Annotated in this window: 15 protein-coding genes; 8 read left to right on the top strand and 7 right to left on the bottom strand. The window is 64.8% G+C overall.

All coding sequences use genetic code 11. The features are described from left to right. Positions 1-42 precede the first annotated feature (42 nt). Together V3330_RS00075 and V3330_RS00070 are read left to right on the top strand one after the other, a co-directional pair. Positions 43-642: an RNA polymerase sigma factor gene (locus tag V3330_RS00075; RefSeq protein ID WP_354693325.1), complete on the top strand. Its 600-nt coding sequence runs from the start codon at positions 43-45 to the stop codon at positions 640-642. Next, positions 635-1303, top strand: a complete 669-nt coding sequence (locus V3330_RS00070; RefSeq protein WP_354693324.1) for a hypothetical protein — start codon at positions 635-637, stop codon at positions 1301-1303. The genes V3330_RS00075 and V3330_RS00070 overlap by 8 nt, the downstream gene beginning before the upstream one ends. 300 nt (positions 1304-1603) lie before the next feature. Here the strand turns inward: V3330_RS00070 and V3330_RS00065 are convergent, their stop codons facing one another. Both V3330_RS00065 and gcvA read right to left on the bottom strand, forming a co-directional pair. After that, positions 1604-2044: a DUF6524 family protein gene (locus V3330_RS00065; RefSeq protein ID WP_354693323.1), complete on the bottom strand. Its 441-nt coding sequence runs from the start codon at positions 2042-2044 to the stop codon at positions 1604-1606. Then, a complete protein-coding gene (gene gcvA, locus V3330_RS00060) occupies positions 2041-2970 on the bottom strand; it encodes a transcriptional regulator GcvA (RefSeq protein ID WP_354693322.1) in 930 nt (309 codons plus the stop codon). The genes V3330_RS00065 and gcvA overlap by 4 nt, the downstream gene beginning before the upstream one ends. A gap of 182 nt (positions 2971-3152) precedes the next feature. Here gcvA and V3330_RS00055 point away from each other — a divergent pair, with 182 nt between their 5' ends. Together V3330_RS00055 and V3330_RS00050 are read left to right on the top strand one after the other, a co-directional pair. Continuing rightward, complete coding sequence (locus V3330_RS00055) at positions 3153-3368, top strand: hypothetical protein (protein ID WP_354693321.1); 216 nt, start codon at positions 3153-3155, stop codon at positions 3366-3368. Between the two features lie 432 nt (positions 3369-3800). Further along, positions 3801-5225, top strand: coding sequence for a cyclic nucleotide-binding domain-containing protein (locus V3330_RS00050; RefSeq protein WP_354693320.1), 1425 nt, complete (start codon positions 3801-3803; stop codon positions 5223-5225). Here V3330_RS00050 and V3330_RS00045 read toward each other — a convergent pair. The 3 genes from V3330_RS00045 to V3330_RS00035 all read right to left on the bottom strand — a co-directional run bounded on the left by V3330_RS00045 (position 5204) and on the right by V3330_RS00035 (position 8581). Beyond that, positions 5204-5803 carry a DUF924 family protein gene (locus tag V3330_RS00045; RefSeq protein ID WP_354693319.1) on the bottom strand — a complete coding sequence of 200 codons (600 nt, stop codon included), beginning with the start codon at positions 5801-5803 and terminating at the stop codon, positions 5204-5206. The two genes, V3330_RS00050 and V3330_RS00045, sit on opposite strands and share 22 nt — an antisense overlap. Then, entirely contained in the window at positions 5800-7086 is a 1287-nt protein-coding gene (locus V3330_RS00040) for an amidohydrolase family protein (protein WP_354693318.1), read from the bottom strand. Before V3330_RS00040 ends, V3330_RS00045 begins: the two co-directional genes overlap by 4 nt. Before the next feature lie 97 nt (positions 7087-7183). After that, positions 7184-8581 carry a phospholipase D-like domain-containing protein gene (locus V3330_RS00035; protein ID WP_354693317.1) on the bottom strand — a complete coding sequence of 466 codons (1398 nt, stop codon included), beginning with the start codon at positions 8579-8581 and terminating at the stop codon, positions 7184-7186. A 148-nt stretch (positions 8582-8729) separates the two neighbouring features. Between V3330_RS00035 and V3330_RS00030 the strand changes: the two genes are divergently transcribed. After that, the gene (locus V3330_RS00030; RefSeq protein ID WP_354693316.1) at positions 8730-10130 is read left to right on the top strand and encodes an NAD(P)/FAD-dependent oxidoreductase; all 1401 of its coding nucleotides are present in this window, start codon (positions 8730-8732) and stop codon (positions 10128-10130) included. Between the two features lie 15 nt (positions 10131-10145). Here V3330_RS00030 and V3330_RS00025 read toward each other — a convergent pair whose 3' ends face one another. Beyond that, positions 10146-11219 carry a sulfotransferase family protein gene (locus V3330_RS00025; protein WP_354693315.1) on the bottom strand — a complete coding sequence of 358 codons (1074 nt, stop codon included), beginning with the start codon at positions 11217-11219 and terminating at the stop codon, positions 10146-10148. Between the two features lie 322 nt (positions 11220-11541). Here V3330_RS00025 and V3330_RS00020 point away from each other — a divergent pair, with 322 nt between their 5' ends. Then, complete coding sequence (locus V3330_RS00020; protein WP_354693314.1) at positions 11542-12747, top strand: CaiB/BaiF CoA transferase family protein; 1206 nt, start codon at positions 11542-11544, stop codon at positions 12745-12747. A 100-nt stretch (positions 12748-12847) separates the two neighbouring features. On the opposite strand, the gene ypfJ is transcribed toward V3330_RS00020, so the two are convergent. Then, positions 12848-13732, bottom strand: coding sequence for a KPN_02809 family neutral zinc metallopeptidase (gene ypfJ, locus V3330_RS00015; protein WP_354693313.1), 885 nt, complete (start codon positions 13730-13732; stop codon positions 12848-12850). 352 nt (positions 13733-14084) lie between these two features. Between ypfJ and V3330_RS00010 the strand changes: the two genes are divergently transcribed. Then, positions 14085-14618 carry a cupin domain-containing protein gene (locus V3330_RS00010; protein ID WP_354693312.1) on the top strand — a complete coding sequence of 178 codons (534 nt, stop codon included), beginning with the start codon at positions 14085-14087 and terminating at the stop codon, positions 14616-14618. 73 nt (positions 14619-14691) lie between these two features. Continuing rightward, positions 14692-15231, top strand: coding sequence for a hypothetical protein (locus tag V3330_RS00005; protein WP_354693311.1), 540 nt, complete (start codon positions 14692-14694; stop codon positions 15229-15231). Positions 15232-15653 lie beyond the last annotated feature (422 nt).

Here is a 15653-nt window from a genome sequence, read left to right as displayed (position 1 = left end):
GTTCCGTCGCAATTTTGACCATACTAAGGGGCTGTCCCTTCCGTGCAGGAAGCCGCCAATCAAGACCGCAATCTCGTCGACCGCATACGTTCGGGCGACGCGGAAGCGGAAACCGAACTTGTCACGCAGTTTTCCCGTGGTGTCGGCCTGATGCTTCTCAAGCATACGGGGGACGTGCAGGTTGCGCACGACTTGAGCCAGGAAACGTTTGTCGTGGCCCTGCGCCGGTTGCGGGCCGGTGAACTCAGGCGGGATGACCGTCTGGGCGCCTTCATCCGGCAGATCGCGGTCAACCTCTCCATTCAGCATTTTCGCAGGGAAAAACGATTTGTTCACTCCGCAGATGGGATAATTCAGCCACAAGTCGCACTAAAGGATCGGACGGAAGAAAAACTGGACCGGAGCATGACGCGGGAATTGCTCGTGGATGTCCTGGACCAGTTGTCCATGCCGCGTGATCGCGAGCTGTTGCGTCGGTTCTACCTGAATGATGAGGACAAGGAAAGCATCTGCCAGGATCTGGGGCTGTCAGCGCAGCACTTCGACCGGGTGTTGTACCGGGCGAGGCAGCGGATGCGTGAACTGATAGAGCAGCAGAAAGGACTTCGTTCCCTTTTGTTTGGAGGCTTGCTGGATGGTTAAAACCCACTATACGGACGCATGGATCGACCGGTATCTGCGTGACGAGCTGACCGCGGAGGACGAAATGCGGTTTGAAACGGCCCTGCTGGAATCACCGGAATTGCAGAGCGATCTCGAAGCGGCGCTGGCGGTGCGCCGCGCCCTGGAAATCGAAATGCAGGCCGATCGCGCTGCCCCGCCTGTCGAAACGCCCGCCGTCGAAGGGCAGACACCGTGGATTCCCATGGCACTGACGGGCAGCCTGGTGGTCGTGGTGTTGAGTGGCGTGATGTACTGGAACGTCAGCCACGAGATGGCGGACCTCAGAAACGGGATGCAAGCGCTGGAGCGGCCGCACAGTCACGAGGTGCTGGTCCCTCTGGACATCATGCGTTCGGCTTCAACCGATATTCCCGAGGCGGTGATCTATAAGCCGACGGGCGGTGAGTTCATCGCGCTCGACATCGAGCTGACCGCGATCGCCCGCGAGGCCGGGCATCTGCGGATGGCGCTGCGCAGTCCCGAGGGACTGGAAGTCGCCACCTGGCACGCATCGGCGTCGGCCAACGGCCGGGTGCGATCATCATTCGATCCCGAGTTTCTGCCAGAAGGCCAGGTGTGGCTGGAAGTGCAGGACAGTGAAGGGACGATGCTCGATCGCCGCTTGCTGGAATTCCGCTAGGTAAAAGAATACGGCCGGGCCTGGGGCTCCAGGTCCGGAGTCTGCCTGATTGAGCGCTGCACGGCGACTCCCGAGAGCTGCCGCGCTCGCGGGAACTCGCGGCGAATGCGCCCGCGGCGGAAATTCAGAAAAAATTTCGGATCAGGTGAGAGATTTCCCGGTCTCGTCGCACTAATGGTGTGTGTGTGGTCGGCCCGGAGCTGACCGGCGCGGTCTGCGCGGATACGCCGTCATGGCGTAATGACCAAGCCGGCTGGCCTCCGGGCCGGTTTTTTTTGGCTCGACGAAAATCATCCAGGCTCAGTCGTCGTCCACTTCCAGTTGTCCGCTCAGGCGCCGCCAGATGTGCGACCAGCTCAATCCGATGGCGAGCAGGGTGGCGAGCGCGACCAGGGCCAGCCACGTCGCCGCACGCGCGGAATCGGCCCGTATCAGCCCGATCTCGACCAGCAGCCAGATGCCCGCGCCGATCAGCAATCCGCCGATGAACACCCCGAAGCTGCCGAGGCTGCGGTTGGTGGCGATAATGAACACCGACCAGCCGGCCAGAAGCACGGCGCCGATGAACAGGTGCAGCGCGCCCAATTCCCCGTCGCCGACGGCACCCGTGACCCAGTGAAAAAAGGAGGTGCCGGACGGGTTGTAGCTGGCCAGGACCAGGATGAGGGCGGCAACCCAGCGTACGGCGAATGCTCCGAATCCGAAACGGCTGCGGCCAGAACTGGCGTTTGAACGTGTCACGTCGGGTTCTCCTTGTTGGTTTCGGGTGAAGTGTAATCGACCTGGGGCTTTTCGAACTCGGCACAGGCCGACTCGAGCCAGGCACGAAACATCGCGACCTTGGGCAGCTCGAAATACTCGGGCGGGGCTACGAAGTAATAGCTCCAGTCGGTTTGCACCACCGTCGGAATGGGGCGTACCAGGCGTCCGGCCGCGATGTCGCGGGCAACCAGGGACCAGCGGGTCAGCGCGATGCCCTGATCCTGTTCCGCGGCGATCAGGATGCTCAGCGAGTCGTTCAGCAGCGCCCAGCGGCTTTCCCGGCTTTTCTGACCGATGACCCGGAACCAGGCGTCCCACACGGTGCTTTCCACGTACAGCAGATCGTGTTCCAGCAGTTGTTCGGCGCTCTCGATCGGGCCGATCCGCTCCAGCAACCGCGGGCTGCACACCGGCAGAATCCAGTCGTCGAGCAGATGGGTGGCCCGAACACCCGGCCATTGACCCGCTCCGAAGCGGATCGCCGCATGCACATCGGAGTCTTCGAACGACGTCAGGCCGTTGTCAGCCTGGATGCGCAGGTCGATCTGTTCATGTGTGTCGGAAAAGCCGGCCAGGCGCGGCAGCATCCATTTCTGCAGAAAGGTCGGCATCATCGTGACATTGAGCACGCCTTCGCTGCGTTCCTGCTCCACCAGGCGAACGGCGCGCCGCAGTTCGGCCAGTCCGTGCTGTACGCCCGGCAGCAATTTGCGGCCGGCTTCGGTCAGGGTGATCTGCCGGCCTTTGCGATAAAACAAGGGTTGGCCGAGCTGTTCTTCGAGTGAGCGGACCTGGGAGCTGACAGCGGCCGGGCTGACATTCAGAAACTCCGCGCCCTTGGCGAAACTCAGCCGGCTGGCAACCGCTTCGAAGGTGCGCAGTGCGTTCAGGGTGACGTTTGGCATATAGTTAAGAAAAACTTAATCGAAAAAGAATTTATACCGTTGGAAAAACTTAACTGAAAACCCTATATTGATGCTGCGCAAAGAACTGACAAAACGGTTAGTTACAGACTGTTTATGGAAACTGTTCTTTGCATGTACCTGAAACCAGAACCGCACCAATGGGTGCCGAAGGAGCATAGCACATGTTAACGAAATCCGTGATGGACACGGCACAGGACCGGGTCGGTATCGCCGCGGTTGCCGAAACCGTCGCAGCGGCCCACCTGGCCGACACGACCGCAGCCAATACGGCTGAATACGATCGCGACGAAATCCAGGCTCGCCGGTTGCGCCGTCAGCGCCGCCAGGATCGTGCCGCACGCCGCAATCTGGCTGGCTGGACGGTGCGGATGTGGTGATGGCTATCACCTCATCTGCTTGTTCAGACTGCCATCCTGTAACCCTCTGAAGGGGTCCGGGTTCCGCCGAATCGGCCGGAGCCGGACCCCTTCGTTTTGCGTTCTGCCCGTTACTCCCCCTCTCCACGATCCATTCCGCGATCCATTCCACGATTCATTTCACACCTCGTTTCTGATCTCGGTTCCGGCAAGCCAGCCCGGTTAATCCACACCGGCCTCGACTTCCCGACCTCTGCTGCATAAGCCGTACCGGCGCACCGGCGCCACGGATATCGATTTCTCACCCATCAGCTTCCGCACATCCCGTCCCCGGCCCTGATCCGCGGCGGTCTTGTGACTGTTATGCACCCCGGACGCCTCATCGGCTGACTCGCTGGCCGAATGATGGGACACTGTGGCCGGGAGAGTGAAGAGCATCGAGGAGGCCGACTGATGGATCCGGTGGTACTGGCGTTCCTGTTCGGAGGGCTGAGCGCCCTGTCCCTGCCGTTGGGAGCGGCCCTGGGTATCTGGCTGCGGCCCAGCCTGAAAATCACGGCCGCCGTGATGGCCTTCGGCGCCGGCGCCCTGCTGTGCGCCCTGTCGCTGGAAATCGTGGCCCAGTCCCTGGCCCATTTTCCGAACCGGGCCCAGGAAGGCTTCGCCTGGCTGGCCACCGGGGCACTGGCGGGTTGCGTCATTTTCATCCTGCTCGACCGCGTGCTGGCCAACATGGGCGGTTACCTGCGCAAGGTGTCCACCATCGGTTCGCGTTTCAAGCACCTGCGCAAACAGCACTACCGCGAAATCCTCGACAAGCTGTCGGTGGTGGACCTGATGCTGAGCCTGCCACCCGAGGAAATCCGCCGCGTGATCAGCGACATCGAAAAGCGGACTTTCACCGCGGGGGAAATCATCTGCCACGAGGAAGACCCCTGCGATGCGCTCTACCTGGTCGAATCCGGCCGCGTGCGGGTGGTGCGCCCGGACGGTGAGGAGGAGTTGCTGGAACCGGGCCAGGCCTTCGGTGAGCGGGCCCTGGTGACGGGGCTGGCGCGGGTCGCCCGTGCCACCGCCGAAGAAGCGACCGTGGTCTGGGAAATCCACAAGGACGATTTCCGCGAGGTGGTCGAGGTCTCGCCGGAACTGCGCCGCCGGCTGCGCGAAATGGCCCGCAACAACCACCACGAAGCGCCGCGTGACGGCATCGAACCGGTGGAATCCAGCGCCTGGCTGGAGGCGGCCAGTGAAAACCTGGAATCCGAAGTGGGTGATCCCACCGAGGCCGACATGATGCACGCGGTGAATGCGCAGCGCGGCAAGGGAAGCAATGTCGCGCTGGCGATCTGGCTGGGGATCGCGCTGGACGGCATACCCGAATCCCTGATCATCGGCTCGACCATGGAAGGCAGTACGGTCAGCCTGGCGCTGATTGGCGGCCTGTTTCTCGCCAACATGCCCGAAAGCATGTCCAGTGCCGTGGTCATGAGCCGGCAGGGCGGCCGGGCGGCGCACATCCTGGTGATGTGGATTTCACTGATGATCATGACCGCGGTCGGCGCCGCGCTGGGTAATGTCTTCATCGCCGATGCGCCGCCGCATCTGCAGGCCCTGCTCGAAGGCATGGCGGCCGGCGCGATGTTGGCCATGATCGCCCAGACCATGCTGCCGGAGGCTTACGACCACGGCGGCTCGTTGACCGGGCTGATGACCGTGATCGGCTTCCTGGTGGCCATCTACATGGGCACCCTGGACGACGAAAAACGCATCGAAGGGCTCGAAGCCGGGCATGCCGGAAGGCATCCGGCGACAACGGAAGTGGTTTGGCGCAGCGAGGCCATCGCCGCGCATCCGTTTCAGAAAGACGATCCCGGCTGATCGAGGAACGCGCGCTCTTCGTCGGTCGAGGTTCGGCCCAGCGCTTCGTTGCGGTGCGGATAGCGGCCGAAACGGTCGATGATGGCCTTGTGTTTGAGTTCGAACTCGTAATTGCCGGCAAGCGCCGGGTCACTGGCGTACAGGCGCACCGCGTCGTCGTGATCCGCCGGGTCTTCGCTGTGCATCAGAGGCAGGTAGAGAAAAGCGCGCTGCTGCGGGGAAAGTTCGGTATCGGCCCCGGCGGCGAGGGCCTCCCGCGTGCGGGCCACGGCCTGCTCATCCTGGGCGAAGGCGCGTGCGTCGTCCCGGTACAGGTTGCGTGAGAACTGGTCCAGCACCAGGATCTCGGCCAGGCGGCCGGTGGGGCTGATGCGCCAGTGGGGCAGGCCGTGCGACGCCGCCTGCCGGTGCAGCGCGCCGAAGCGGCGCTGCAGTTGCGCATCGAACTGCGGGTCCTTTTTCCACCAGTACGGTTTGATCTCCTCACTGAACCAGAATTCGATCACCTCGTCGGGCGTGACCTCCCGGTCGCCCGGTGCCTCGCTGTTCCGCCGATCCTTTTGCTCCGGGCCGGTCACGGGCGGTCATCCGCCAGGCCGAACGGAATGCGCTTGAGCGCCACCTGGCCGTTGCTGACCACCACCAGGGGATCCTGCAGCACGCGCACGTCTTCGAGGGGATTGCCGGGCACCACGACCAGGTCGGCCTCGTAACCGGGTTCGATGCGGCCGGTGCGGTCATCGATCCCCAGCAATTCGGCCGCGCTCACGGTGGCGGCCTGCAGCGCCTCGAACGGACTCAGGCCCAGCCGCGCCAGGTGCATGACCTCCAGCGAGATGCGGTTGATGGATTCGTTGTCGTAGTAATTGTCGGCACCGGTGGCCAAGCGCACCCCGATGCGGTGGGCGTCGCGCACCGCCTGTTCCAGGCGTGGAACCATGTGCGAGCCGCGCAGCCGCAGCACGTGATCGTACTGCTCTTCGTTCATTTCCAGCATGGTGATCACGGTGGGTACGAACCAGGTGCCACGCTCGCGCATCTCCCGCAGGGTTTCCTCGCTCAGGTAGGTGCCGTGTTCGATGCTGCGGGCGCCGGCCCGTACCGCGGCCCGGGCGCCTTCGTCGCCATGCGTATGGACCATGACCGGCAGGCCGTGGCGGCGCGCCTCGTCGACGACGATTTCGAGCTGGGCCTGGGTGTAGACCTGTTCGCGGGGGTCGGTATCCGGCCGTCCGGCCCGCTCGGTGCCGCGGGTTTTGATGACATCGGCGCCGCGTTCCGCGTTGATGCGAACCAGCAGCCGCAGTTCGTCCTCGGTGCGCACCCCGTTCGCCAGCGGGGCCAGCCGGGGGTCGGCGAGAATCGACTCCTCGAGGCCGGGGGTCACGTAGACGCCGGCCGCGATCACATCGGGTCCGGCGATCCGGCCTGTTGCCGCCAGCGCCTTGAGGCCGACGTCCTGGTAAGCCGGCACACCGGCGGTGCGCACGGTGGTGGTCCCGGAGGCCAGGGCTCGCGCGGCCTGCTCCAGGTTATCGAGGTGGGTGTGGGCGTCGATCAGGCCCGGCACCAGGGTGTGGCCGGCGCAATCGATGGTCTGGCCCGCCGGCGGCGCCGCCTGGCTGCTGTCCGTGATGGCTTCGATCCGGCCGTCGCGGATGTACACGCTGCGGTCCGGTTCCAGGGTTTCGGACAGGCCGGTGAACACCAGGCAATGGCGCAGTACGAGGTCGGCGGGGCGGTCGGCGTCCGCGGCCGGCGCCGGCGCGGCAAACAGGAGGCCGCTGAGCGCCAGTGCGCAGTGGCGGGCGGCGCGGTGTTTCAGGACGTGGGTGGGCGTTCGCCGGTGTTGTCGGGTCATCGATGATTCATCCACTTGGGTTCGGGGTAGCGCCCCACACCCTAACGCGGTGCCGCGGGCTTCGCCAGGCTCGGGGCGTACAGCCCGCCTCGCACGCTCACAGGTAGGGTGAAAACAGCGCCGCGGCGGCGTCGCGCAGCCGCACGGGTGTGCTGCGGGCGTTGATAGTGGGCATGGTGTAGGTCGAGCAGGTGGGCACCAGGGCTTCGAAGTGCGTGGCCAGGTGTTCGTTCAGGGCCGGATCGAACACTTCGACCCCGACCTCGAAGTTCAGACGCAGGCTGCGCGGGTCCAGGTTGCTGGAACCGACCAGCGCATAGTCCTCATCGATGATGATGCACTTGCTGTGAGCGAAGGGCGCCGGCCGGCGCAGAATGCGCACGCCGGCGATCAGCAGTTCGGCCATGGTGTGCTGCAGCGCCCACTGCACCACCGGCCAGTTGTTCGTCTCCGGGATCATCACCCGCACGTCGACGCCGGACAGCGCGGCGGCCTGCAGGCAACCCGTCAGCGCGCGGTCGGGCAGAAAATAGGGCGTCATGATCCATGCACGCTGCCGGGCGCGGCCGATGGTGCCACCGATCAACAGCGCCAGTGAGTCGAGGGTTTCATCGGGGCCGTCGGAGATGACCCGCACCTCGGCATCGCCGGCGGGAACGGTACGGGCCTGGCGGTGCGAGAGCTTCTCGCCCCCCATGAACCGCCAGTCTTCCTCGAACAGGCGGACGAACTCGCCGACGGCCGGCCCCTCGAAGCCAAAATGCAGGTCGCTGGCGCGGTGGCGGGAGTGGCCCCGGGCCAGTTGGCGGTCGCCGATGTTCATGCCGCCGGCGAAGGCCAGGGTGCGGTCGGTGATCAGGAGTTTGCGGTGGGTGCGCAGGTTGAGGCTGAGGCTGGGCGGGATCAGGCGCAGTGGCATGAACCGGCGAAACTCCAGTCCCGCCTTGCGAAACGCGCGGGCGACGGTCGGGAAGCTGTAGCGCATGCCGACATCGTCGATCAAAACGCGCACGTCGACGCCGCGGTCGCGGGCGCTGGCCAGGGCATCCACGAACTGCTGGCCGGTGCTGTCGTTGTCGAAGATGTAGCTGCTCAGCAGCACCTCGCGGCGGGCCGCCTGAATGGCGTCCAGCATGGCTGGAAAGGCTTCCTCGCCGTCGTGGTAACAGTGCACCGAATTGCCCGGTTTCAGACCCAGCCCGGTGATGGCGAAGCCGACGTTGTCGAGACAGGCTCCGCCCTCGGGCAACAGGCCCGCGCGGCGCCAGCCGCCTTCCGGCTCGACCCGCAGCGAGATCCGGCGCGCCTTGCGGCGTACGCGATTGATGCCGAACAGCAGGTAGAGCAGGGCGCCGGCGACCGGAAACACAAGGATCAGGCCGATCCAGCCCAGCGCGGAACGCGCATCGCGTTTGTACAGCAGCACGTGCACCACGCCGATAGTGACGATGACCAGGTACAGGCTGATTAGTGAGAGCAGATACTCGAGTATCACCTTGGAGGGGTTTCCTCTGTTCCGCCGGAGCCCCGATTCTAACCCGCTGCCGGGGTGGGAAGCGCTGCCGGTTGGGGCCGGGCGGCGCGATTGCTTTTGCCGAAAGGCCACGCCATGCTGTGCGCTGCACGATTCGGAGGCAGTTCGCATGGCGGCGCACAGTGAGGCCCGGCCCGATTTTCGGGATCATCTCCGGGACGAAAAAAACAGCAAATCCCGGCGCGGGCAGTCGGCCGCTGCGCCGCTTGATGCCCGCGCCGCCCGCGCCGCCCGCGCGGCGCACGTGGATTCGTATTACGCGGCCACCGCCCGCGAGGTGCCGGACCTGCCCGCGCTGGAGGGCACGGTCGAAGCGGACGTGTGCGTGATCGGCGGTGGTTTTACCGGCCTGTCCTCGGCGCTGCACCTGGCCGATCGGGGCTACCGGGTGGTCTTGCTCGAAGCCGAGCGCATCGGCTGGGGCGCGTCGGGCCGCAACGGCGGCCAGTGCACCATCGGACAGCGCCAGCCGCAGGACGAACTGGAACAGAAATTCGGCTTCGACGAGGCGCGCCGGCTGTGGGACCTGGGGGTGGAGGCGGTCACCACGGTGCGTGAACTGATCGGCCGTTTCGATATCGATTGCGATCTGAAGCGCGGCAATCTCGAGGCCGCCTTTAAGCGCAGCGATGCCGAGTGGTGCCGGCGTCACGCGGAGCACATGCGCGAGCGCTACGGATTCGACTGCCAGTACGTGGAGGGCGACGAACTCGAACGCCTGTGCGGAACCCCGAAGTTCCGCGGCGGCATCGTGGAACATGAATCCGCCCATCTGCATCCGCTGAACTACGCGCTGGGCCTGGCCCGGGCCGCGCGTTCGCTGGGAGCGACGCTGTACGAGGGCAGCCGGGTGCTGGGCTACGACAGCGGCTCGCCGACCCGGGTGCGCACCGCCCACGGCGAGGTGCGGGCGCGTCACGTGGTATTGGGCTGCAACGGTTACCTGGGCCGCCTGGAACCACGGGTGGCCGGGCGCATCATGCCGATCAACAACTTCGTGCTGGCGACCGAACCGCTGGAGGCCGATTTGCGCCAGCGCCTCAACCCCGATGACCTGTGCATGTTCGACACCAAGTTCGTGGTCAACTACTGGAAGCTCAGCGGCGACGGCCGCATGCTGTTCGGCGGCGGCGAGAATTACACCCGGCGGTTTCCCGCCGACATCAAGGCTTTCGTGCGCCGCTACATGCTGGAGCTGTATCCCAACCTGGCCGACACGCGCATCGACTACGGCTGGGGCGGCACGCTGGCCGTGACCATGAACCGGCTACCGTGCTTCGGCCGGCTGGATCCGGACATCTATTACGCGCTGGGTTTCTCCGGCCACGGCGTGCAGATGGCCACGCTGGCCGGCAAATTGATCGCCGAGGCCGTGGCCGGCTCCGCCGAACGCTTCGACGTGATGGCGCGTATCCCCTCGCCGCGCTTTCCGGGCGGCACCCTGCTGCGCTGGCCGGGCCTGGTGCTGGGCATGCTGTATCACGCACTGCGCGACCGCCTGGGTGATTGAACGCCTGGGCGCGGGCTACAGCGCCATGCCTTCCAGCCGGGCCGGGATGTCGAGTTCACGGGTGACCGGGTCCAGGCGGCTCACCACGGCGCTGATCTCCGCGGCGTGCTGCCGGTAAACCCGTGCGTTTTCGACCGAACGCGTGTGTTCGTCGTACTTCTGATTGGGGTCCTTGGAGTGGCGTGCCAGGATGGCATCGTCCGTCATGCGCCGCAGCTCCGCGGGCGAGGGATCGTGGCCGAAAAAACGGCACACCCGGGTCAGCACCGCGGCCGGTTCGGCCAGGAAATCACGCATCGCCAGGGTCCGCACCCGGCCGTTGTCCGCGGCCCGGCAGTGGTGCAGAAAGTTGTAGTGGCTGGCGAGCCACAACAGCCCGCAGGTCTCGAGAAAGCTCGCGCGGCCGAGCTCGCGGAATTGCGGACAGGTCTCCAGGAAGTCCGAGTACGCCGCCACCCGCGCCAGCAGATCCGGGATTTTCCGCCGCGTCTCCCCGGGCTTCTTCAGGTTGGCGACGAGAAATTCCGGCAGGCTCGAATGCAGGTAGATGAGCTGGCTGTCGGGGCTGTGGTCGATGACGTCCTCGACCAGGTTGTTCGACACGTTGGATGCCTTGATCACCACCTGGTTGCCGTGGGAATAGTTCTTGGCCAGCAATTGCAGGTGGGTTTTCAGTACCCGTCCCCAGCCGCGCGGCAACTCCCCGTTGGCGCCGGATTCCCGCTTGAGGTCGGACAACTGCCGCAGGATCTGCGGTTCCTTGAGGCTGAAGAAGGCATCGGATTCGGCCAGGCAGCGGGCCAGCAGGGTGGAGCAGACAAAGGCATGGTGGAAAATGAAGTGCTGGCGGGGCCGGGTTCCCGGCTCGTTGCCGACGAGGTCGGTGAGATCAGCGGTGGATATCGTGAACTGGCCGCGGGCGAACGGTGCCAGGCGGATGTCCACGAACGGCGCGCGGCCCAGCAGTTCCTCGTTGACGATCAGGAATTCGGAGGTGCCTTCCCGTGCCTGGTAGTTGAACAGGTAGAACTCCGGGTCGGCCAGCAGGCGGTTCACACTGACCTTCATCTGGTTGGCGGCAACGAGCATTCGGGGTCTACTATTGCTTTCGTAGTTAACAGTTTGACGCCATTCGGGGTGAAAGGGTTACCACGACACGACAGAACGCCGGAATCCGTCGACGAGTGGTTGGAAGGGCGGCGGCGAATGGAATGCGCCGGACGCCGGCGCCACCGCCGCGACCCACGTCAGGAACGCACCGGTTGCGGCTTGTCGGGCGGACGGCGCATTGGAATAATAGTGCCCCTTTCGAGCACGGCGGCAAGGCCGCGAGGATGAACCTGATGACGGCACGCCGATTCGGCCCGCTACGGATGTATACCCGAATGGCCAACCGGGCGGGACCCGCCCGATGACCCAGGCGGCGCGCCCGCTGGAGGGCATCCGGGTACTGGAACTGGGCCAGTTGCTGGCCGGACCGTTCGCGGGCTGCGTGCTGGCCTATTACGGCGCCGAGGTCATCAAGGTGGAGCCGCCGGGCAGCGGGGATCCCCTGCGCACCTGGCGCGAAGTCGACGAGCAGGGCACCTCGTACTGGTGGCGCAGCCTGGCACGCAACAAGAAATGCGTCACCGCGGACCTGCGCACCGACGAGGGCCGCGCCCTGGTACGGCGTCTGGCCGAGACCTGCGACGTTCTGCTGGAGAACTTTCGCCCGGGCGTGATGGAGAAATGGGGGCTGGGGCCGGAAGACTTCAAAGAAACCAACCCGGGACTGATCTTCGGGCGGATTTCCGGCTACGGCCAGACCGGTCCCTATGCCGGCAAGCCCGGCTTCGCCTCGGTCTGTGAAGGACTGGGCGGCCTGCGCCACGTGAACGGGCACCCGGGCGAAGCGCCGGTGCGGCCCAATCTGAGCCTGGGCGATACCGTGGCCGGCCTGCACTGCGCGCTGGGCGTGGTCATGGCCTGCCTGCATCGGGCCAACAACCCCGGGGTGCCGGGGCAGGTGGTGGACACGGCGCTGTACGAGGGCGTATTCAACCTGCTCGAGGCGGTGGTGCCCGAGTTTTCCGGCGCCGGCGCGGTGCGCGGCCCTTCGGGCTCCACCATCACTGGCATCGTGCCGACCAATACCTATCCCTGCGCCGACGGCAAATACATCATCATCGGCGCCAACGGCGATTCCATCTTCCGCCGCCTGTGCGAAGCCATGGGCCGCCCCGACATGGCGGCGGATGAACGCCTGGCAACCAATCGCGGCCGGGTCGAGCACGAGCAGGAGATCGACCAGGTGATCGCCGCCTGGACCGGCGGCCTGGATTCGGCCGAGGCGCTCAAACGCCTGGAGGAGGCGCGGGTGCCGTCCGGACCCATCTACAGCGTCGCCGACATGTTCACCGACCCGCACTTCCGCGCGCGCGGCCTGTTCGAGCCGGTGGAAGTCGATGGCGAGACCCTGGAGATTCCGGCGCTGGTTCCACGCCTGAGCGACACCCCGGGCCGCACCGACTGGCCCGGCGGGCCGGTGGGGTCACACAACGCGGCGATCTACGGCGACCTGCTGGGGATGGACGAAGCCGAACTCGAAGCCCTGCGCGAGAAGGGCATCATTTAAACGGACTTCTTCTGCGCGGATCTCTTACGAACGCGGTGCCCCGCGACTGGCCGGGCACGGGTTCCGCCCGGCCGCCCGATGCCGGCCGCTGGCCGCCTCGCTACAGTGCCTGGTAGGGCATGGAGAAGGTGTCGCAGGAGTCCATGCTTCCGTTGTTCAAGCCCTTTTCGAACCAGTATTGGCGCTGCGCGGAGGTGCCGTGCGTAAAGGCATGCGGCACCACCCGGCCCTGGGTGCGCTGCTGGATGGCGTCGTCGCCGATGGCATTGGCCGCGCGCACCGCTTCCTCGATATCACCGCGTTCCAGGTAGTGCCGGTTGTGGTGGGCCCACACGCCCGCGTAGCAGTCGGCCTGTAATTCCAGGCGCACCGACCACTCGTTGTAATCGTCCTGCCCGCGGCGCGCGTGGACTTTTTGGGAGGCGCCCAGCAGGGTCTGCACGTGATGGCCGATCTCGTGCGCGATCACGTAGGCCTGGGCGAAATCGCCGGGTGCGGAAAAGGCCTTTTCGAGTTCGTCGTAAAAGCTGAGGTCGATGTAAATACGCTGATCGGCCGGGCAGTAGAACGGACCCATCTCGGCACGCCCGAAGCCGCAGCCGGTGGACAGGCTGCCCCGGTAGGTCACCAGTTCCGGCAGCCGGTACTGCTCGTTGTTGGCGGCGAAGCGCGCGGTCCAGATGTCCTCGGTGTCGGCCAGCACCACGCGCACGAACTCGAAACGCTCGCGCTCACTTTCCGATTGCCGCACCGGTCCGGAGGAAGTGGCGGAAGGGCCGGAAGGGCCGCCAACCAGTTGCGCGGGATCGATCAGGCCGGTCTGCCACAGCACGACACCGACGATGGCCATGACGATGATGCCCTTGATGCCGAACTTGCGACCCACCAGGCTGAGCACCGTGCCGGCCGCCGAGCCACCGCGCCCGCCACTGCGCCCCCGCGCATCCACCACCCGGTCACTGCCGCGCCTGCCTTTCCATTTCATCTGCGATTCACCTTCTTTGCCACCGCCCCGATCGGGCCGGAATCCGCGTGCAGCTTAGCGCGCCCGCACGCAATCTCAAAACGCCGGGAAGCAAACATGCCATTCGTCATCAGCCAGGAATCGGCCGCTGGGGAAGGTTCGAGCGCCTGGCTGGCGGACCCGCGCCAGTATTGATGCATACAGGCGATACCATTGTCGTTCCGTGCCGGCCATGAGATGCTTGTTCGCAGCCGCTGCTGAGTGCAAAAAGCCGCAACAGCGTCATGCAGTCGTGGCCGCTTTGACGGGATCAGCACGCCATCATTCAACGTGGGCGTACACGCAACTGGGAAAACCAATGCGAAATGCCGGCATGTTTGTAATCCTCCTCCTTGCTTCAGGCAGCGCAGCGAGCGATGCCACCGGCGCCGAAGGCGAGCCCGCACCGCCGGATCCAACGCCGAGGGTGCTGCACGCCGAGGAAGGCGAGCGGCTGGACATGATCGACGGGCGCTACGTGCTGCTCAAGGCCACGGCGGAGAACACCGGCGCGAGTGAGTTGATGATGGGCACCGAAGCCCTGCCGCCGGGCACGGCCATTCCCGTACACAGCCACGAGGCCTACGAGGAAATCATCTTCATCCACGAGGGCGACGTGCGCCTGACCCTGGGAGACGAGGTGGTCGAAGCCCAACCCGGCACCACGATGTACGTGCCGCCCGGCACCTGGCACGGAGTGGCCGCGCACGGCGACGAGCCCGCGACCATGCTGTTCATCTTCCCGGAACCCGACATCGCCGAGTTCTTCCGCCGGGTAGGGCAGAAACCCGGTGACCCACCCCCGGAACTGACCGGCGAAGACTGGGCCGAGATCATGCAGCGACATCAAATGCGCGCCCGCGACTGAACACCTGGACCGGCCTCAACTGCACCCGTAGCCGAAAACCCAAAAAAACCCAAAAAAACCCAAGACAATCAACATGAACCTAGATCACTTCGTACAGGACTGCATCGACGCCAACCGCGAAAGCGAGCCACAGGCCGCGGTACTCGAAGTGCTGGCGCGAGCCGTCAGCGCCCCGGCCAAAATGCTGGCCGCGGTCGGCGAACCCACCCGGGCCGGCATCTCGGTGATCCACCGCTCCCCGGAACTCACCATATTCAATGCCGCCTGGACACCCCGCATGAACCTGATGCCCCACAATCACAAAATGTGGGCGAACATCGGCCTCTACTCCGGCCGCGAGGACAACCTGTTCTGGCGCCGCTCCCCGCAAGCCATCGAAGCCTTCAGCGCGAAAGCCCTGTTCGCCGGCGACGCCGCGGCCCTGCCCGTAGACGCCATCCACTCGGTCACCAACCCGCTACCGCGCTTCACCGGCGGCATCCACATCTACGGCGGCGACTTCTTCGACACCGCCCGCAGCCAGTGGAATCCGGAAACCCTGGACGAAGAACCCTCCGACGGCGACGTGATTCGCGCCCTGTTCGAAAGCGAGAACGAGCGGCTGGGAATCTAGCTCAGGTAGAACACGCCTGTGACTTGCGACGAGTTCGCAGGGGGCAGGCTGTGTGTCTGACCGTTGGGTTCACTTGCGAAGGGGAGGGAGTGCCACGAAAGGGCTTCGGGAAAGGTAGCGCGAATTCTCTTTTTTCATATGGAGAAGGAAGGGTGGAACTTGTATAGAAAACAGAGTGCTATTGGATGTTCGTGATTTTGATGTGACGTGTTAACAGGGCTGTTTCTCGTTTGTGTGCGGCCAGTATTTAAAAACGCGGTGAGAGATTTCAACCTGATACAGCACTAATAAGTAATACAGCCTGAAGTTTTTGGGTATTATCGAGCCCTATTCTCACTAAATGTAGTTAGGCACATTTTTTGGGGCACTACACGCGACAAATTCAAGAGAATGCTCAGAAAATTGAGCAGCTCCACAATCGC

The organism is Elongatibacter sediminis, assembly GCF_037892215.1.
Taxonomy (GTDB): Bacteria; Pseudomonadota; Gammaproteobacteria; order Xanthomonadales; family SZUA-36; genus Elongatibacter; species Elongatibacter sediminis.
The sequence above is the reverse complement of the archived record's forward strand: the minus strand, read 5'-3'. Positions and strand labels throughout refer to the sequence as shown.